The sequence below is a fragment of the Pseudomonas sp. SLBN-26 genome (assembly GCF_006715895.1).
GTDB classification, from domain to species: domain Bacteria; phylum Pseudomonadota; class Gammaproteobacteria; order Pseudomonadales; family Pseudomonadaceae; genus Metapseudomonas; species Metapseudomonas otitidis.
On sequence record NZ_VFOB01000001.1, the window covers coordinates 1,990,317 to 2,008,153 of the forward strand.

Consider the following 17,837-nt stretch of genomic DNA (forward strand, 5'->3'; position numbering starts at 1 on the left):
GGTCACTCCTTGGTGGCTGCGGTTGCTGGGCCCCTGAGCTTCTGGACGCTCTGGAGGAACGCCTGCTGCTTGGGGGTGACGCGGATCGTGTCGCCGGCCTGATAGTCGACGCCGTTGTGGCGGTGCTCGCTGGCGAGTTCTACCTCGACCAGTTGCGGGGGTTTCGCGGTGCTCATCGACGGATCTGCTCCTGGATGATGGTGGTGATGTGGACGGGGACGAGTACCCCGGCATGGCGCTGGCCCTCCCCTGGCGGGAAGGATTCGGTGGCGCCGAGCGATAGAGCGGTGACCCCTTTCGGGAAGCCCTCCGGGGCGCCGGCCATGCGCGGCATGAGGGCCTGACAGATGTCCAGCTCCATGGCCTCGAGCGCGTCCTCGTAGTTGAGGAGGCAGGCCTTGACCAGGCCGATGACGAAGAAGCCGCTGTGCATCCTGATTGCCCCCGGGCCTGGCTCTGGCGGCCTGTTCTTCGCCCGTTGGATCAGGGCGAACTGGTCGGGCAGGTCCTTTTCGTTCAGCACTTCGTTCAGCCACCCGGTCAGGACCTGGTAGCCGATGTCGGTTCTGAAGCCTTCGGCCGTTGTGATGCCCTGGACGCGGGCCACGAGCGCCCGCCGCACTTCGGTCAGTACGTTGCTCATTCGACCTCCGTGCAGACTGCGGTGGCGATGTGGCCGTCGTCGTCCAGCAGGTCATCGACCTGGAACATTGCGCCATCCAGGCAGAACAGGCCGCCCCGCTTGACGCGGGGCAGGCAGCGCTTCTGCCAGGTGACGCCGACCGCGCCGGTGACGATGATGCCCTCGGGCCCCTGGTGGGACAGGTTGCGATCCACGATCAGTCGCAACCCGCCTACGCGCAGGCCGTAGCGGGTGTCCTGGTACTCTCCGATGCCATCGCAGAGGGAGCCCATGATCATGTCGTCCGCGCGGCCCATGGCGGCCGCGAACTTCATGGCTTGCGGGTCAGCTTGATGTTGGCGCGGGGCCGGGTGCAGATGTGCAGCGGGTTGGACTGCGCTTCGCCCTTCACGCCCTTGCCGAAGGCCATCGGTTCCAGCTTGGCGTAGTACGGCAGGCCGGGTGTGTTGACCGTCTCCATGTAGTTGGCCGGCGCGAAGATGGTCTTGAACAGGTCCGGGGCGTTGTCAGGCACCACGTAGGCATCGTCATCCCCCACGAACGGGGCGCCTGGCAGCTTGCCGCGATAGCGAATCCACAGCACGCCGCCGAACTCGAACGCCTCGCGGCGATCCCCGCGCAGCTGGGCTGCTGCCTCGCTGGCGAGGTAGGTCTCGCGCACGGAGTCGGCGCCAATGAGGGCCTTCCAGAAGTTGCGCCCTGCCCAGCCGATCTGCCCGCTGTAGGGCGTGGTGCCCATGGCGTCTTCCTGCAGGTCGAGCACGTCGACCAACTGGGCGCTGACGTCGTCTGCGAAGTCGATTTCGATGCTGTGCTGCTCGATGCCGAAGCGCTGGTAGAGGTCCAGCAGCGTCGAGCCGTCCTTGTTGAGGATGAGGCCCTTGATGGCTCCGACCCGCTGGAATTCGTGGGTCAGGTCCAGCTGCAGGCGGGTCTTCTCCAGGCGCTGGTTGACGACGTCCTGGGCCACTTCCAGCTCGGTGCGCGAGCCGAAGGCGCGAATGCCCTGGATCTCATCCGCGTAGATGGTGAATTCCTGCGGGAGGTGCACGCAGTTGAAGGGGATGAGTTCGCGACCGGCCTTGAGCACCGGCTGGCCCGGGGCGCCGCGCGGCACCGCATCGACCAGCTCCAGGGTGTCGCCGTCCTTCTCGATCTGCTGGGTGACGGTGGCGCTGGGGGTTTCGCTGAACAGGCCAGCGGCGGCGATCTGCCCCGGGACGATGTGGTCGGCGTTGATGGCCACGGCCAGGTTGGGGACCGAAAACGCCTCGTCTTCGAAAATGGAAATCTCAGCCATCATGGGCTCCTTGAAATGACGAGCCCCGCATCAGCGGGGCTCAGGGTGTCAGGTTGGGGTGAGGGGTCAGGGTCGGATGACGATGCCCAGGCCGGCGAAGTCGGTGCGGGCGGGGGCGTCCAGGCCGATCAGGGCCCGCTCGACCACCTCGGCGTCACGGACGATGGCCACGGCCTTTACGTCGGTGTCGGTGGCATCCACCGGGGCGAACAGGATGCCGCCTGCGGTGCGCCGGCCGTCGTCGGTGCCGGTGTCGCTGTAGGGGCCCCACTCGCCCTGCCCGGCCTTCACGGTGAAGGTGAAGCCGTCACCCTTGGCGAAGTCGGTGGCACCGTCGCCCAGGGTAAAGCTGAGCCCGCCGACGCTGAAGGCGGTGCCCACCTTGCCCTTGCCCAGCACCTCGCCACCCGGGGTGCGCACTTCGAACTCGCCGCCGTTGGCGACTGCCTTGGTGATGCTGAGGGTGTAGACCCCGGTCAGGGCCTCGCTGGTGACGGCGGCACCGGAGACGACGCCGTTGCCGGTGTTGCCGGCATTGGCGGCGCTGCTGATGGTGTTGCCGCTGGTGATGCGGCCGATCACGGTGCCGGCATCAAGGATGCCGGAGCCGGCGGTGATGATGATCATCTCGCGGCTGCGGGTTCCGTTGGCCTCCGAGAGGAGGAATGCGCCCGCGTGGGGGCGCTCTTTGCGGATGTTCATTTACGGGCTCCTTTGGCCGGCTGGCGGCGGCTCTGGTAGATGGCAATCGGGTCGAGCGCCGGGCGCTCGGGTTTGTCCTGCAGGGTCTCCAGCGGCGGCTGATTGCTCAGCTCGACCGTGCCGCTTCGGGCGGCGACCTTGTCGTAGAGCAGCGCCTTGGCGGCTGTCTCGTCGGCGCCGCTGGCCAGCAGGCCACCCAGCTCGCCGGGCAGCTTGGCCATGTCACAGAGGGCCTTGAGGGCCTTGCCTCGGTCGATCACTGCGCGGATCTCCGCTTCGCCCTTCAGGCCCCAGGCCTTGAGCAGCTGCGCGGAATGGTCCTGCAGGCCGGCCTCCTTGCAGGCGGCCAGCAGTTGGCTGGTGAGTGCCACCACCTGCTCGGCGCTGGGTGCCGGTTCGTTCTCCGGCGCCGGGTCTGCTGGCGGGTCGGCCGGGGGGTCGGCGGGCGGGTCCGAGGCCAGCAGGGCGCGGGCCGATTCGGGCAGGTTGCGGAACCGGTTGAGGATCTTGCCGCGTTCGCTGTTGCTCACCAGCGGCTGGGAGTCCTGCAGCACTTCGTCCACGAAGCCGGCGGCCTTGGCCTCCTCGGCAGTCATGTAGGTTTCTTCGGTGATGAGGCGGCGCAGCTCGGCCTCGTCGAGGGTGAGCGGGCGGTGCTGGTAGCTGGCGACGATGGCGTCGGTGGCTTTGTCCATCATGTCGGCCATTCGCCGCAGGTCGTCGCTGTCGCCGGCCATCCAGGTCCAGGGGTTGTGGATCATCCACAGGGCGTTGTCGGCCATCTCGACGCGGTGGGCGCCACTGGCGGCCACGCTGCCGGCGCTGAAGCAGGCCCCGACCACGCGCGCGGTGCAGCGCTCGCCCAGGCTGGCCAGCAGGTTGTGCATGGCGATGCCGTCGAAGCAGTCGCCGCCGATGGTGTCGAAATACACCACCACCGGCGACACGCCATCGTCGGCGGCCTTGAGCGAGGCGACGAAGTCACCGGAGCTGAGGCCCCAGGTGCCGATCTCGCCGAAGACATAGGCCTCGATGACGCGCTGGGTGCCCTCGCCCTGGGCTTTGATGCTGTACCAGTGCTGGTCCTGCACCTGGGCCTGGCCGGCTCGGTTCAGTACCCGGGGCCGGGCAAGGGTGCCCATCCCCAGGCTGACCAGCAGCATGGCCACGGCCAGCCGGTAGCTCAGTTTGGTGTTCATGTCGTTACCTCTTTGCGGTTCGCCGCCGGGGCGACGGGGTCGGATGTGTATTGCAGGCCGAGCCGGGCGGCGCGCTGCTGGTCCTGGGCGTTCTCGTCGTCCACCTGCTCGGCGTCCATGCCGGTGCGCAGCACGTGCTCGGTGCGGCTGGCGAGGCCGCCCTTGATCTCCAGGATCTTGCCCTGGGGGTCCTGGACGGGGTGGATGTAGGCCCAGCCCTGGGGTACCCAGCGGGTGCGTTGGTATTCGCGGCGGCGCCGGGTGTAGTCCGGCAGATCGATGGCGCCACTCAGTACGGCGGTGTCGAGCCAGGCCTGGCGCACCGGGCGGCAGAGCTGGAAGACGTAGACCGCGTGCTGCAGCTGCTCGATGCGGCGGCGGAACTCGTTGATCAGCACCCGCAGGACGCGGTCGCTGATGTCGCCCATGTCGCCGGTCAGCAGTTCGTAGGGCAGGTCGACGCCGACAGCGGCGGCCTGCAGCTGCTGCCGCATGAACTCGACATAGGAATTGCCGGCGTCCGGGGGGTCGGAAAAGATGACTTCCTCCCCCTCCTCCAGCTCCTGCATGGTTCCGGGCTCCAGGGCCACCATGGAGGCGCCGTCACGGTCCGCCACGGGGGGCAGCCCTGAGACCGGATCGAGGTTGAGCCGGGTCTCGTTGACCGGCCGCTTGATGAAGCCGGCGAACAGGTTGGCCACCTCCTGCCGGAACAGCACGGCGTCGTCGTAGTTGTCCAGGGACTTGAGCCGCAGCAGCACCGGTGCGAGCCGGGGGATGCCACGCAGTTGGCCGGACTCCAGCGGCTCGAAGATGTGCAGCACTTCGCTGGCCGGCACCCGGTAGAGTTCGTTGTATCCCTGGCTGGCGGCAGTGTCGCCGGGGTGGTAGCGGTACATGAGGTACGCCACCCGCTGCCCTCGGCGGTCGAACTCGATGCCCGCGCGCACCAGGTTCCCGCTTTTGGTGCGGAAGTTCTTGTTCGCGGGGACGAACTCGGAGGGCAGCAGTTGCAGCTGCAGCGGTACCGCGTAGCCGTCGTCCGCGCGGCGGTTGCGCAGCCGCACGAAGCACTCGCCGCTCTCCTCGACCATCCGCGCGACGAGCGCCTGCTGGCCGTAGAAGTCGGTGAGGTTGTCGGCGTCGGACTCGTCGGTCCAGTCGTCCCACAGTTCCTGCAGCGCGGCGCGGATGGCCGGGTCCTGGATCTTGGCGCGCGGCACGATGCCGGTGCCGATCAGGCTGCTGACCCGCTTGGAGATGGCGCTGAAGGCGTAGGGGTCGTTCTTGACCGCCGCGCGGCTGCGCTTGCGCAGGGTCGGCAAGGCGGCGGTGGCGAGGGCGTTGAGCGAGGCGTCCGGCGCGTCCCAGCTGGCTGCGCGCCGACCGGTGCCGGCTGACTCGTAGCTGGCCCGCACGCGCTTGGCGGCCTGGCGCGGGCGACTCATAGGACCCCCTTGCCGCCGTGGCTCAGGCGGATCTGTTTCGGGCTGCGCCGGGCGGCGTTCCTCTCCAGGCCGACCTGTTCGACGCATTGCAATTCCAGTTGCCTCAGTGCGCCCAGGTCGGCCCTTTCCAGGGTCCGGTCCCCTTTGCGAACGCTCTGCCCGTATTTGAGGATGTCGGAGATCGACTCCCGCACTTCTGCAAGCCGTTGTTCGGCTGGAGACATGGTCACCTCCGTTTCAGGTAGCTGCTCCGGGTGAAGCGGCGCCCCAGTGGGTTGGGTTGTTTCGGTGCAGCCGCTGCGGGCGCGGCGCTTTCGCGCTGCGGCTCCGGGGCGGCCGGGTTGCTGAGCTGTGGCACCGGGTCTGCGAACAGGCTGGCCTGGGACACCGCCTGGCGGAGCCGGGCCCAGTCGTTGACGCTGTAGCGGTTCATGCCCAGGTAATGGGCCATGGCCAGGTTGTAGGTGAGCAGGTCGAGCCCTTCGTTGCGGGCCGACTTGGGCTTCACATACTCAGTGCGCTTGTGGCCCTTCACGTAGCGGGTGATCTTCCGTTCGGCCACGATCTGGTCGTAAAAGTCGTCCGCCAGGTCCTTGGAGAAGTGCAGCGCGCCGGGCCCTTCGGCCAGTGGATAGCGGTTGTAGATCCAGTCCTTGGCGGTGTCGGTGCCGATCATCCACAGCTCGACGCCACCCTTTTCCGTTTTGCCCTGCCAGGTGTAGTCCACCTTCGAAGGCCGCTGCGCGATCACGGGCCGGCCGGGCTTGCTGTGGCCACGGATGGCCAGGACGTTGCGCCAGCGCCGCAGGCGGGCGAACTGGTAGACCTCGTCCGTGTGGTGGCCGCCGGAGTCGATGGCGGTGGCGACGATGGCCAGCTCGACGCCCGAGGCGTGCCGATAGCGGCGCTTGAGCTGCTCGTCGAGCAGGTCCCAGGTGCGCAGGTCGGAGGGGTTGCCCATCAGCACCTGGTGATCCACCACCCAGCGCTCCATACCTTCGCCCCAGCCGATCACCAGCAGCTCCAGGCGGTCGCCCTGGGTGTCCACGGCGGCGGTCAGGATGACGGCACCATTGGGCACCTGGCCCAGGGGGTAGTCTTCGGCCCGCGCCTTCAGTTCGCTGGCGTTGGTCATTTCCTGGGAGGCATCCCAGACCCGTGCCAGGCGGGTGTTGTAGAACACCTGCATGGGCTCCAGGTCGCCACGCTCCTCGGCGCGCTTGGCCTTGACGTACTGCTTGGCCAGGCCGGCCCAGCTGACCCAGCCAAGGGGCGCATACAGGGCGTTGAGGTAGAAGCCGACCGTCTCGCCATCCCCCGTGCCGTGGGCGCGCCATTCGCCGTTGGCGAGCATCCAGGCCTTGCTCGACTCTTCGATCTGCGCGTGGCATTCCTCGTTGGCGCAGAGGTAGTCGACGCGGGCGAAGTCGTCGCTGTACTTCAGGTTCTCCCACTCCAGCACCTGCATGTGCCGGCAGTGCGGACAGGGCACGTAGTAGTGGCGCTGGTCGCTCTGCTCGAACAGGTCGGCAATCTTCGACACGCCCTTGATGGTGGGCGAGCTGGAGTAATAGAACTTGGCGCGGCGGCCGAAGGTGGAGCCGCGCGCCTCGGCCAGTTCGACTGGGTCACCCTCGCCGTTGATGTCGATCTCCCAGCGGTCGATCTCGTCGCCGTAGATGTAGCGCGCCGCCAGTTCCGCGAGGTTGGAGGCGGAGCCGGCCGTGGTGCAGTACAGCGTCCCGCCCTCGAATTCCTTGGTGTCGATGGTGTTGCGGGCGTCCCGGGAGCGAGCCTTGGCGACCCGTGCCCGCAGCTGGGGAACGGCGTCGATGTTCTTGCCGATCCGCGAGGAGACCCGCTTGGCCAGGCCGAGGCTGGGCAACAGCGCGAGGATGTTGGCCGGCGCCCGGTGGATGCAGGCGCCGATCCAGTTCAGGCCGATCTGGGTCTTCATCAGCTGCGAGGCCACCATGGTGACGACGCGCTTGGCGGGGTGCGCCGGGGACAGGCACTGCATCGGCTCCCGGGCGTAGGGCGTGCGCTCGGTGTGGTACTTGCCGGGCTCTGCCGCGCCGGCCTCGCGGGGGATGCGCTGGAACTCGTCGGCCCACTGATCGACCCACAGCTCGGGGTCGGGAGTCAGGCCCCTGACGTATGCCGCCCGGTACGCGGCGGCACCGTCGGCATAGTGGTGGTGCATGGCTATGCGGCCTCCTCGGCCTCACTGTCGTCAGGTGGTTGGATCTGGCTGGCGGCGTCGACCAGGGCGGCACGGATCAGCGCCGTCAGCCGCTGCTCCATCTCCCAGGGATCGGTGATCGCCACCAGCTCCCCGGCGACCTTGGTGGGCAGGCCCATCAGCAGGTCGCGCAGGGTGCGGGCTACGTCGAACGCGGTGCGGTCGACCACCTCGCGCTCCACCAGCTCGCCGCGACCCTTGCGGAACTCGTCTTCGGCCAGCAGCGCCAGGTAGTGCTCGCGGTGTGCGCGAGCCTTCTGGAAGTTCGCGCTGCCGCCGCCAGGCTGTGGTGGTAGGGAAGCCGGGGCGGCGGGGGTGACGTGGGCGTGCACGTCCTTGTCGGCACGGTCGCGCTGGTGACGCTCGGCCACCGCGGCCTTGCTCGGGTCGCTGGACTCGGCCAGCAGCTGCTCGGTGGCGGCGACATCGATCTTTCCGCCCTCGTCCAGGACCAGGCGGCCCTGGGCCTTCAGCTTGGAGACGTAGGCGCGGGACCAGCCACGACGCGCCGCGAACTCCGATTGGGTCATCAACTCCATGACATGGCCCCTGTTAACCGGGCAGGCCGAGGCGAGTTAACCGGTTAACCCCTGTTAACTAACCTCCAGACCCTGCCACTAATTCAGAAACGGGGCTCGAATTACCCCTGTTGGGTGCCCCCTGTCAGGGGCCCCGGGTCAGCGCTTTCGCCGGGTGCGGAGCGCTTCGGCCATCGCGCGGCGGAACTGCTCGGGCAGCTCGGTCCGGGCGACCTGCTCGGCGATCTCGAAGAAGTTGAGCGCCGAGCGGTAGGTCGGCGTCTTGTTCACGAACGCCAGCACGATGCGAAGCCCTCTACGTGCGTCACTCGTCCGCTCTGCAACCGCGAAGGGACCGCGCCTCTTGTCGTGCATGACGAAGTAACGATTGTTCCTCTTCGCCTTGCTCTGCTTGCTGTCCGTTGCGTTCGCCTTGTAGCCCTCCTCCGTGTAGAGGCCGGCACCACTGAGGATCTTGCCGATCAAGCCGCTCGACATGTTCCCGAACTGGTCCAGCTCAGCGCGACGCCCCGGGAGAACGTACTGCCCATGCTTCAGAACCCCTCGGCGTCGCAGCATCGAGTCGATGGCCTTGTGGCTTCTCGGCCCGCCGAAGATCTCGGGCGTCAACCATTTGGAGGCCGCCCTACCCTTGCCCCATACACCCTCGCGCCCGATCAGGTTGCCCTTTCCGTTGCGAGTCCTGCCGTCCTTGATCCATACCCGCGCTTCCAGCCTCTGCTTGGTTGCGGGTTCAAGGAACAGGCTGTTCAGGGTGGCGGGCGTGGGCCGGTCGAACACGACCGACATCTCGGCCCGGATGTCCTGAGCCACCACCTGCGCGGTTCGGGTAAGGGCCAGCGCCATAGCGAACGGCAACTGTGTGCGCTCGATGTCGCTCAGACCGGCGAGGGCTTCCTCCAGGCCCGAGGCTGTTACAGAGAACACCTCTACCCCTCGCCCTTCACGGCGCCGCGCAATTCGCGGATCAGCTCCAGCAGCGTGCGGCCCTTGCTCGCCTCGGTGTAGGCGAACCAGCCTCGCACCGAGACCCAGGCGGGCAGGCCGCACACGAATACCACCGCACCCAGGCCGAGCAGCCCTATGTCGTCGTTGATCCAGTGGCCGATATCCAGCCAGCGGATCACGAACGCGCCGCCCAGCAGGCTGGCCACCACGGTGCTGATCAGCGCCACGGTGAACTCGCGGGCGGTGCGCGGCAGGGTCATGGCCATCACCACTACGGCGACGGCCACGGTAGCGAACGCCCCGAGGGCGCCCAACTTGTACAGGGCCAGGCCGCCAACAGCTGTGGTAGCTGGCTCCGTCATGATTGCTTTCCTCATTGCTCTGCCCTCGTCGGGCCAAAAGAAAACCCCGCCGAGGCGGGGTGCGGGTGGCCCATCTCAGGGGCCGGCACCGCCTGGCGGTGCGAGAAATAAAAAACCCGGCACATCGGCCGGGTTTGGTGTGTTGGTGCTGGGTGCACCTCTTCGAAGATGCGTGATTTATACCCCTCCAATCCGGTGGCAGCAACGCAAAAGCGCTGCCACCACACCATCAACGGAAACGCACCGGCAATCAGCGGCGATATAACACCACTGGCTACAGCGCCGCAGGCCCGCCGACCTTGCGCCCCACACCGAAAGCAGCAGGCAAGACGCACAAACACCAGCAGCATCAATGCCCTTCCCTACCGTCCTACCTTGATATTCCTTTCTCACGTAAAGGAAGGGATATAAATACGCTGCGCGTGACGCGCGCGCGTACCCCTGCCTGCGCACCTCACGTGCGGGCGTCATGAAAAGGTGGGCTAGTAGGACGACGCCAGATATGGCGCCGCTTTCAGGCGTCCCCCCAGCAAAAAAGCAGGGAAGACCATGCGAGGCGAAGCGCGAAATCACGCTACGCGCTCCAGCAGCATACCGGCAATTTCCAGGTGGGCGGAATGCAGGCGCTCATAGAACTGCGTTCGGCCACAGCCACACGCCTCCCACTTCAGGTACTCCGGCTTGTTCCGATACACGTAGTGCTCACGCACCACCCGTGCGAGAACCGGCGCGAGGTGCTTATTCACGATCAGCTCGATGTCCGCACTCCAGGACAGCAGCATCCGCGACTGCCTGGCCGAGCCGCGAATCACCTCCCCTCGGCAGTCCATCAACCGGCCCAGCACGCTGCCGGTGCCCACCTCGGCCCCTTCCGGGCTGTGCATGTCCCTCGCCCAGAGCTGCAGCATCTCATCCATTTCCGGGATCAAAACGCGCTCTCCTTCTTCAGCGGCATGGGCTGCTGCCCGCGCTTCCAGTCGTTGGGCTTCTGGTACTCATAACCACGCACACCGCCCGGCCCCGAGCCCTTGCGGCGCCGCGGCCACTTCAGCCGATGCATGATCTTCCCGACCCGCATCTGCTCCGGCTTGCCCCAGTGACTGGGATCGATGTTCAAGGCCTTCTCCAGGATGTGCGCACCCGTCACCGCGTCACCGATGTGCTGGTGCATCAGGTAATGGATGATCGGCTCCTCCCACATGTCGGCCTGGTAGCGCTTGTCCTGCTCGGCTGCAAACAGCTCCGCCTCATCACGCTCCACCCACCACACATCGCCCGCGCGATAGGCTGCCACGGCCTCGGCCCATAGCTGCTCGCGGCTGGCCCGTAGCCCCTCGATGTCCACGCGGGTGCAGGTCACCGGCCAATAGCGGCGGTTGCCCGTGTCGTCCTTCAGGTACTCGTCCTGGTTGGTGGTGCCCACGAACACGCACTGCCGGGGCACATCCAGCACACGGCGGCCGTAGCTCTCGCGGTAGGTGTCCACCGAGGCGCTGAAGAACTGTTTCGCCCGAGTGCTCTCCGCCTTGTTGAAGGCATCCAGCTCGCCCAGCTCGACGATCCACTTACCCCGGATCGCCTGATAGCCGTCCTTGTCGCCCAGGTTGAACGGCGTATCCATGAACCACTCGCCGCCCAGCACCGCCATCGAGGTCGACTTGCCCGCGCCCTGCAGGCCCTCAAGGATCAACACCGAGTCCGCCTTGCAGCCGGGCGAGAACACCCGCGCAACGGCCGACACCATCCAGCGCTTCCCTACCCGCCGCACGTACTCGCTGTCCGGCACCCCCAGGTGGTTCTGCAGCCACTGCTCCAGGCGCGGGGTCCCGTCCCAGGCCAGCCCGTCGAGGTACTGCCGCACCGGGTGGAAGGCATTGTCATGGGCCACCGCGTTGACTGCCTCCAGCACCGTCGCGGACTTCACGCACAGCCCGTACACATCCGCCAGCCAGAGCGTCACGCGCACGTCGTCCAGGTCGGACCAGTCCCCCGGCGCGCCACCATAGGGCGGCGTCTTCAGCTTGCGGATCTTCGAGCTGAAGGAGTCATAGGCGATCACCCCCTTCCAGCGCCGGTCATTCCCCAGGATCAGCGCCACGTTGAACGCATGGGCCACCATCCCGCCCTTCGCCGTGAACAGCAGCTGCTCCCGCCACGGCTCGTCCGCGGCCGGCTTCACCGCCGCCATCACCTGGCGGCGCACCGTCTCCAGCCCCTCCGCACAGTGCAGGTCGTTGAAGTCCGTCCAACGTTCCTCGCGGTCGTTGTCGAACACCGGCAGCACCACCTGCCCACCGGTCACCGTCGCCGCGTTCTCCGCGCGGATACGCCCCGTGTTGTGGGGCTTGCCGTTAATCACCGTCTTCCAGTCATCGTCCGCGCAGAACAGCAACTGCCGGCCCGGATAGCGCTCGCGCAGTGCCTTGCCCACCGGCAGCAGGTTGCCCGCATCGAAGCACACCACCGTCGGCAAATTGGTCGCCATGTGCAGGCTCGCGCCGGTCGCGTAGCCCTCGCACACCAGCACCACATCACCCGGCTCCGGGTCGGGGCCGATGATGTGGGCCGCGCCTTCCTTCTCCAGCCCGTAAGGCCAGTAGGACTTGTCCCGGCCGGTATCCGCCTGCACCTGCGGATACAGCACCTGCAGGCCGCTCAACTGACCGTCCTTAACCCGCCGCATCGGCACCAGGGCGGCGCCCGACTTCTTCGAGTAGCGCAGCCCGAAGGCCACCACCCGCTTGCGCTCCACGTACAGCGAAGTCCCCTTCTCCGGCAGCTTCTTCCACATCGCCGCCGCGCGCCGGGCGGCCGTACGGTGCTTGCGCACCTCGGCCTCGGCGGCCTTGCGCTGGCCCTCCTCCGCCCGCTTCTTCATCACCTCCCGGTCCTCCGCCGAGAGTCGGCCACCCTTGGGCTTGATGCGCTGCCAGCTGCCCTTCTCGCCCTGGCGCCAATCACCGTAAGCGCCGCAGTAGATCGTCCGGTGGTCGCTGGTCAGGTGCTCGTAGATCACGTACCAGCCCGTCTTCTCCGGCGCCTTGTCGTTCTCCGCCTCGCAGCGCACCCGCTTGCCCACCACCAGCGGCGTAGCGGGCCGCAGCCCGTAGTCCTGCAGTTGCTTGAGCACGTCATCCAGCAGATCGAAGTCAGCCATAGAGCACCGCCCTCCGGTGGTCGTTGATTTCCTGGCAGCCAATGCACAGCGTGCACCCCTGCCCCTTCAGCGCCTCACGCCGGGCCTGCGGAATCTCCTCCCCGCAGTCCTCGCACGTCTCCAGGCACTCGGCCTCGGCACGGCTCAACAGGCTTCGCTGGAAAGCCTCCATGGACAGCTCGTGTTGCTCATCAGCGCGATCGGCAAGGTCAGCCATGGTCGACGCCCTCCCGATGCTTCTTGCGCACCGCCGCCCCCAGGCGGAACACCGCCTGTACCAGTCGCTCGGCCAGCAGCTCGAACTCGGCCAGCTCATAGGCGTCGAGCCTGTCGTCATCCAGGCTCTTGCTCAGGTGCTGGGTCAGCTCGCCTTCCTGGGTCAGCATCTCGCTGATCCCCTGCAGCAGCGCGCGGGGCGAATCGGTCTCGCGGAGGTCGGACACATCGATGCCCACATAGCCGATGGGGTGCAGGATGGCGTCCACGATGCGCCGGTCCCGCGTCAGGTCCAGGATCATCTCCAGGTCACGGATGCTCGGCGTATGGGTGGTGTTGGTGAGGGACAGCTTGTGGTTCAGCGTCGTCGGGTTAGCACCGTCGACAGCCGCAATGGCGGTCGCACCGCCGGGGTAATCATGGGCGGCACGGTTGAGTGCCTGGGGCAGCGTCAATAACGTGCGGCGAGCACGCTCCATGCTGCCAAACCGGTTTCGGGTCATGGCAATTCGCTCGAAAGACTGCCAGTGACCGACGTGCCCCCGCTTGCTACAGTTGCGCCGTGGTCACTTGCAAGGTGGTCCACAGGCAGACGGCGACTCTGTGGTAGGACTAGCCGTCTGCCCCCAAGGGCGAGGCCCGCGCTCCGCGCAGACCCCGCCCAACAGCCCGCCACCGTTGGCGCGGTGGCGGGCAACACCAGGCATCCGTGCCTGGGCTTGGTCCACGTCTTGGCGGACGTGAACCGGGGGAATCGAGGCGCCTCAGGGCGCCTTTTTTCTAGGCTGCTTCAGAAAGCCTGTCCGGGATCGGAAAGACATCCGGCAGGTCGGGGCGAAGCTCATGCGGAAGGACTCGATTTCCAACCGCCTTGCAAACTGCAGGCACTCGCTCCGCCGGGACCTTGCCAGCGCGAATCCACTTCCAGACGTAAGACTGCTTGATGGTTCCACCCAGACGGCGGGCAAGCTCGGACTGGTTGTTGTCACAGAGCTGAAGAACCCGAGTCAGGGCTTCAGCTGAAGGGCGGGAGGGGTCCATGTGTGTTCCTCGGTGTTCTTGAAATTCGGCGCCACACTACAACCAAAGCTATATGAACGTCAACGCTTTGGCTTTTTGCTCACCTACAACCAAAGTTATAGCCTTGCAGCATGACCAAAGCCCCCGACACCACCACCCTCCAGGACCGCCTCAAGCACGCCATGAACGATGCCCGCATGACGCAGGAATCGCTCGCGGAAGCTGCAGGCGTGTCGCAGAACACCATTCACAAGCTCGTCACGGGCAAGTCGAGCAGCAGCCGGAAGCTCGTCGAGATCGCCCGCGCACTGCGTGTCAGCCCAACCTGGCTGGCTACGGGAGAGCAGGATGGGGAGCCTGTCCCTCGTGATGGCGCCCCCCTGATCCTTGAGCCGCTGCTGCCCTGGGACGACTCAACCCCAGTCGACGAAGACGAGGTGGAATTGCCGCTCTACAAGGAAGTCGAGATATCAGCCGGGAACGGCCGCACCGCCGTTCGCCACGTCGCGGGCCGCAAGCTCCGCTTCTCCTATGCGACGCTGCGCGCATCGGGCGTAGACCCCTCCTCCGCGATCTGCGCGCCGGTCAAGGGAAACAGCATGGAGCCGCTGATCATGGATGGCTCCACCATTGGCGTGGACCGCGCCACCACGAACGTCGTCGACGGCGAGATCTATGCCCTTGAGCACGACGGAATGCTGCGAGTGAAATTCCTCTATCGCCTACCCGGCGGCGGGCTTCGCCTTCGCAGCTTCAACCGCGAGGAGTACCCGGACGAGGAATATTCCGTCGAGGAAATGCAGGCACGGAACATTCAGATCATCGGCTGGGTGTTCTGGTGGTCGACAGTCAGACACCGCAAAGCCCCTCGGCTGGTCCGCTGAAAACGAGCCCCGCAGAGCGGGGCTTTTTATTGCCTTCGCGATTTCACACAGACCAATTACAACCCTAGCTATTGAATCAACTTAACAACCAAAGCTATATTGCCAGCGTCTTCCTACCACAGAGACGAGGCAAACCATGCAACACGCAACCACCTTGCACGCCCACCCGGCCTGCGACGAGTTCCGCGTCTATGAGCTTCGCCGCGCCGCTCGCATCGCTGGCATCCGCTACATCCCTGCCAAGCCGCGCCTGATCAAGCCGGCCCCCTCCCGCCCATTCGGAGGGGACGCCGCATGAATCGCCTGACCCTCAGCACCTCGGCCGTTCTGCTGCTGCGCCAACAGCTGCGACTGTCCGGCGTGTTCAACCACAGCCTCCAGGCGCCCAACCGCGCCACCGTCCACGCCCAGGTCCGCATCGAGCAGGCCGGCGAACAGGTGCAGGTCACCGCCCGCGTGACCGGCACCTGCAGCACCCTCACGCTGGACCGGCAGCACGCCCGCAACGCCCACACCCTCGCCCGCCTGCTGGAGAACGCCGCCAACGGCTGCCCACTGGCCGGCCAGCCCGACGCGACCGAGGCCGACCTGTGCAGCCGCGTCGAGCACACCCTGCGCCAGGCCGTTCGGCGTCGTGTGGGCGTGTACGTGCTGGACCTGGACGGCGCCGAGGTCAGCCTGACCTTGAGCCCCACCCACGCCGGCACCCGCGCCGCCCTGCACCTGGCCGGTACCGTGGCGCACCTGCCGGTGCCCGAAGACGCCGGCAGCGCCTATGCCCTGCTCCGCCAGCGCGTGCAGCAGCTCGCCCACGACTACCACACCGCCCAGGCGGCCTAGGGGGGCAGCCATGGCACGCAGCTACGACCTGAAGGAAGCGGCCGAGCACCTGGGACTGACCCGCCCCAAGCTCCTCGCCGCCCTGCGCGAGCGCGACCTGCTGGGGGCGGATCGCCTGCCCCGGCACCCGGCCCGGGACGCGCTTTACCTCATCACCCGCGAGGGCAGTTGGTACCACCCGCGCTTCGGCCAGCAGTACAGCCGCTCCACCCGCGTCACCGAGGCGGGCCTGCGCTGGCTGGAACAGAAGCTGGAGATCCAGCGCCCACTCCCCGAACCCAAGGCAGACCCGCGCGATGTCGCATAGCCACCCGCCGCGCCCCCGCCAGCTCGCCCAGCAGATCGCCAACCTCCCCACCAAGGAGGAGCGCCGCCGGGCACTGGAGGAGGTGCCGGAGCATCTGCGCGACATGGTGCGCACCCACGTCGAACTCACCTGGGAACGAAAACATGGACCACAAACTGATTAAGGCCCTGCTCACCGAGCTGCTGCAGCTCCCCGAGCCGCGTTGCACGCCGGAGAAGCTGCTCTCCAACCTGACCCTGGCCGCCACTGCAGCCGGCGTCACCCTCACCAGCGCCGCCGCACCCCTGCAGGTCGAGCACCTGCAGCTCGCCGCCGCCCTGGAGCGCCTGGCCACCGAGCTGGGCGCCCCGTACCGGGGCCGCGCCATGCTGCGCCTGGGGGCCGGATTGGAAGGGGTCGAGCTGGGCGCCGTCATCGAGCCGAACGAAAGCAGCTCCACCCTGCCCCGCTTCGTGGCCTTCGGCTCCACCGCGCGGGAGGCCCTGGGCGGTATCCAGCGGGAGATCCGCGCCACCACCCCCACGCGCAAGCCAGCCACGGGCAAGCGCAAGGCTGGTGTGCTCAGCCTCAAGCGCCTCGCTGAGCAGACCGCAGGGCACGCCGCATGAGCCAGCCAGCCCAACGCGAGCTGCGCCTGCCGCCCGCGCCTCGCCAGCAAACCGTCGAGCTGCTGTATCGCACCCTCGGCGACGTGCTGGTCCCGGTCGAGCAGGTCCGCGCCCGCTACTTCCGCAACCTCAACGACGACAACTTCACCCGCGCCCTCAACGCCGGCCGGGTGCCGCTCCCGGTCACGGTGCTGGACACCAGCGCCAAAGCCCCGAAGTTCGTGGACATCCGGCACCTGGCCATCTTCATCGACGCCCGCAGCGAGGCCGCCGACGCCACCCTGAGCGACACCGTAGCCAACCAGCCGTAACCGCAGCCGCTGCGCCAACAGCGGCACCGACTATCACGGGAGACCACCCATGACGACCACCTTGCAGATCCTCGCCGGCATCGCCCTCACCCTCGGGCTGTTGTTCACCTTCTACGCCGGCTACCGCGCCGGCATGACCGATGGCGAGCAGTCCGCACGGGCCGAGGCAGAGGAACAGGCCCAAGCCTCCCAGACGCTCGCACCGCTCGCCGCCGAAGACGCGCAGGCGCTCACCGAACGGGCCGAGCATTACCTGCGTCTGGTCAACGAGACCGACCGCGACACCCTCAACCGGGCCGCCTCGGCGCTGCACCTCGCAGCCCGCACCTTCAACGGACTGGGCGCAGACGACAAAGCCAGCGACGCCCACCGGCTCGCCCGCCAACTGGAGCAGATCACCACCCGCCCCGTCGGCCAGCACCCCGACGCAGCGCGCATCAACTTCCTGGAGACGGCACACACCGGCCGCGACTTCGACGACGTCGTCCTCTACCTCCCGGTCGGCCCGGACTACAACGGCGCCGGCACTCTGCGCGCAGTCATCGACCACGCCATGGGCCTACAGGCCAAGGAGGTGCGTGATGCGGCATAACTTCCCCCTGCTGCGCCTGGACCCGGTCGCCGCTGGCCGCCTCCAGCGCGACCACGACCGCGCCGTCAGAAAGCTGGCCGCGGCCGAACGCCTCAACGCCGCCCTGCAGGCACGCCTGCGCGCCGACCTGGGCACCGAAGCGCTCTGGCAGATCCAGCGGGAGATTCGCGAGCAGTTGCTGCTCGAAGACTTGTTGAAGGAGCGCGCCGCATGAGCCACCTCGACCGGCTTGCCCGCAGGGCGCTCTGCCTTCACTCAGAAGGCGCAGCCGCACCCCTCGCCACCCACCGCCCCCAAGCCCCGGCCGCGCGAAAGCGCGGCGGCGGCCCCGCTCATAGCTGCCCGGTGAACGCCATGCCCCACGGCCGTCAACCGCTGCCCGAGGGTGGCGAGATAGACAGCCTCTGCCGCGCAGCGGCAGGCATCATTCCGCTCATAACACCGCTCATATCCGCACATAACGAAGCCCACGCATACCCCACGGAAGGCGTGCGCAGGGCGCAGAAAATGGAACTCCGC

The 17,837-nt window shown here is 67.3% G+C and carries 26 protein-coding genes; 9 read left to right on the forward strand and 17 right to left on the reverse strand.

Annotated elements, in window-relative coordinates; translation table 11 throughout:
• Positions 1–2: 2 nt before the first annotated feature.
• The 17 genes from FBY21_RS29555 to FBY21_RS30235 all read right to left on the reverse strand — a co-directional run bounded on the left by FBY21_RS29555 (position 3) and on the right by FBY21_RS30235 (position 13,797).
• Positions 3–176, reverse strand: a complete 174-nt coding sequence (locus tag FBY21_RS29555; protein ID WP_174244723.1) for a hypothetical protein — start codon at positions 174–176, stop codon at positions 3–5.
• Positions 173–643 (reverse strand): hypothetical protein, encoded by a 471-nt coding sequence (locus tag FBY21_RS09155; protein ID WP_142010498.1) that lies wholly within the window; start codon positions 641–643, stop codon positions 173–175. The genes FBY21_RS29555 and FBY21_RS09155 overlap by 4 nt, the downstream gene beginning before the upstream one ends.
• Entirely contained in the window at positions 640–957 is a 318-nt protein-coding gene (locus tag FBY21_RS09160) for a hypothetical protein (RefSeq protein ID WP_142010500.1), read from the reverse strand. The genes FBY21_RS09155 and FBY21_RS09160 overlap by 4 nt, the downstream gene beginning before the upstream one ends.
• The gene (locus tag FBY21_RS09165; protein WP_142010503.1) at positions 954–1,943 is read right to left on the reverse strand and encodes a major capsid protein; all 990 of its coding nucleotides are present in this window, start codon (positions 1,941–1,943) and stop codon (positions 954–956) included. The genes FBY21_RS09160 and FBY21_RS09165 overlap by 4 nt, the downstream gene beginning before the upstream one ends.
• A 66-nt stretch (positions 1,944–2,009) precedes the next feature.
• On the reverse strand, positions 2,010–2,645 hold the full coding sequence (locus FBY21_RS09170) for a head decoration protein (protein ID WP_142010505.1): 636 nt from the start codon (positions 2,643–2,645) through the stop codon (positions 2,010–2,012).
• Positions 2,642–3,844, reverse strand: a complete 1,203-nt coding sequence (locus FBY21_RS09175; protein WP_142010507.1) for a head maturation protease, ClpP-related — start codon at positions 3,842–3,844, stop codon at positions 2,642–2,644. Before FBY21_RS09175 ends, FBY21_RS09170 begins: the two co-directional genes overlap by 4 nt.
• Complete coding sequence (locus FBY21_RS09180; RefSeq protein WP_142010509.1) at positions 3,841–5,292, reverse strand: phage portal protein; 1,452 nt, start codon at positions 5,290–5,292, stop codon at positions 3,841–3,843. The genes FBY21_RS09175 and FBY21_RS09180 overlap by 4 nt, the downstream gene beginning before the upstream one ends.
• Positions 5,289–5,516: a hypothetical protein gene (locus FBY21_RS09185; protein WP_074968265.1), complete on the reverse strand. Its 228-nt coding sequence runs from the start codon at positions 5,514–5,516 to the stop codon at positions 5,289–5,291. The genes FBY21_RS09180 and FBY21_RS09185 overlap by 4 nt, the downstream gene beginning before the upstream one ends.
• Before the next feature lie 2 nt (positions 5,517–5,518).
• Positions 5,519–7,495: a phage terminase large subunit family protein gene (locus tag FBY21_RS09190; protein WP_142010512.1), complete on the reverse strand. Its 1,977-nt coding sequence runs from the start codon at positions 7,493–7,495 to the stop codon at positions 5,519–5,521.
• 2 nt (positions 7,496–7,497) lie between these two features.
• A complete protein-coding gene (locus tag FBY21_RS09195; protein WP_142010514.1) occupies positions 7,498–8,073 on the reverse strand; it encodes a terminase small subunit in 576 nt (191 codons plus the stop codon).
• Between the two features lie 138 nt (positions 8,074–8,211).
• Positions 8,212–9,000: a hypothetical protein gene (locus FBY21_RS09200; protein ID WP_142010516.1), complete on the reverse strand. Its 789-nt coding sequence runs from the start codon at positions 8,998–9,000 to the stop codon at positions 8,212–8,214.
• A gap of 2 nt (positions 9,001–9,002) precedes the next feature.
• On the reverse strand, positions 9,003–9,383 hold the full coding sequence (locus tag FBY21_RS09205) for a hypothetical protein (protein WP_142010519.1): 381 nt from the start codon (positions 9,381–9,383) through the stop codon (positions 9,003–9,005).
• A gap of 569 nt (positions 9,384–9,952) precedes the next feature.
• Entirely contained in the window at positions 9,953–10,312 is a 360-nt protein-coding gene (locus FBY21_RS09210) for a hypothetical protein (protein WP_260845193.1), read from the reverse strand.
• Positions 10,309–12,525 (reverse strand): VapE domain-containing protein, encoded by a 2,217-nt coding sequence (locus FBY21_RS09215; protein ID WP_142016369.1) that lies wholly within the window; start codon positions 12,523–12,525, stop codon positions 10,309–10,311. The genes FBY21_RS09210 and FBY21_RS09215 overlap by 4 nt, the downstream gene beginning before the upstream one ends.
• Positions 12,526–12,532: 7 nt before the next feature.
• The gene (locus FBY21_RS09220; RefSeq protein WP_142010521.1) at positions 12,533–12,757 is read right to left on the reverse strand and encodes a TraR/DksA C4-type zinc finger protein; all 225 of its coding nucleotides are present in this window, start codon (positions 12,755–12,757) and stop codon (positions 12,533–12,535) included.
• Positions 12,750–13,235, reverse strand: coding sequence for a phage regulatory CII family protein (locus FBY21_RS09225; RefSeq protein WP_232104199.1), 486 nt, complete (start codon positions 13,233–13,235; stop codon positions 12,750–12,752). Before FBY21_RS09225 ends, FBY21_RS09220 begins: the two co-directional genes overlap by 8 nt.
• Before the next feature lie 301 nt (positions 13,236–13,536).
• Entirely contained in the window at positions 13,537–13,797 is a 261-nt protein-coding gene (locus FBY21_RS30235; RefSeq protein ID WP_142010526.1) for a transcriptional regulator, read from the reverse strand.
• 110 nt (positions 13,798–13,907) lie between these two features.
• Between FBY21_RS30235 and FBY21_RS09235 the strand changes: the two genes are divergently transcribed.
• The 9 genes from FBY21_RS09235 to FBY21_RS09265 all read left to right on the forward strand — a co-directional run bounded on the left by FBY21_RS09235 (position 13,908) and on the right by FBY21_RS09265 (position 17,532).
• Positions 13,908–14,660, forward strand: coding sequence for an XRE family transcriptional regulator (locus FBY21_RS09235; protein WP_142010529.1), 753 nt, complete (start codon positions 13,908–13,910; stop codon positions 14,658–14,660).
• A gap of 136 nt (positions 14,661–14,796) precedes the next feature.
• Positions 14,797–14,958, forward strand: coding sequence for a hypothetical protein (locus FBY21_RS29405; RefSeq protein WP_160158589.1), 162 nt, complete (start codon positions 14,797–14,799; stop codon positions 14,956–14,958).
• Positions 14,955–15,500, forward strand: coding sequence for a hypothetical protein (locus FBY21_RS09240; protein WP_142010531.1), 546 nt, complete (start codon positions 14,955–14,957; stop codon positions 15,498–15,500). Before FBY21_RS29405 ends, FBY21_RS09240 begins: the two co-directional genes overlap by 4 nt.
• A 10-nt stretch (positions 15,501–15,510) precedes the next feature.
• Positions 15,511–15,807 (forward strand): phage antirepressor KilAC domain-containing protein, encoded by a 297-nt coding sequence (locus FBY21_RS09245; RefSeq protein ID WP_142010533.1) that lies wholly within the window; start codon positions 15,511–15,513, stop codon positions 15,805–15,807.
• Positions 15,797–15,970, forward strand: a complete 174-nt coding sequence (locus FBY21_RS29560; protein WP_174244724.1) for a hypothetical protein — start codon at positions 15,797–15,799, stop codon at positions 15,968–15,970. The genes FBY21_RS09245 and FBY21_RS29560 overlap by 11 nt, the downstream gene beginning before the upstream one ends.
• Entirely contained in the window at positions 15,951–16,415 is a 465-nt protein-coding gene (locus FBY21_RS09250) for a hypothetical protein (protein WP_142010535.1), read from the forward strand. Before FBY21_RS29560 ends, FBY21_RS09250 begins: the two co-directional genes overlap by 20 nt.
• Positions 16,412–16,726: a pyocin activator PrtN family protein gene (locus FBY21_RS09255; RefSeq protein WP_142010538.1), complete on the forward strand. Its 315-nt coding sequence runs from the start codon at positions 16,412–16,414 to the stop codon at positions 16,724–16,726. The genes FBY21_RS09250 and FBY21_RS09255 overlap by 4 nt, the downstream gene beginning before the upstream one ends.
• 49 nt (positions 16,727–16,775) lie before the next feature.
• The gene (locus tag FBY21_RS09260; protein ID WP_142010540.1) at positions 16,776–17,318 is read left to right on the forward strand and encodes a hypothetical protein; all 543 of its coding nucleotides are present in this window, start codon (positions 16,776–16,778) and stop codon (positions 17,316–17,318) included.
• The gene (locus tag FBY21_RS09265; protein WP_142010542.1) at positions 17,308–17,532 is read left to right on the forward strand and encodes a hypothetical protein; all 225 of its coding nucleotides are present in this window, start codon (positions 17,308–17,310) and stop codon (positions 17,530–17,532) included. The genes FBY21_RS09260 and FBY21_RS09265 overlap by 11 nt, the downstream gene beginning before the upstream one ends.
• Positions 17,533–17,837 lie beyond the last annotated feature (305 nt).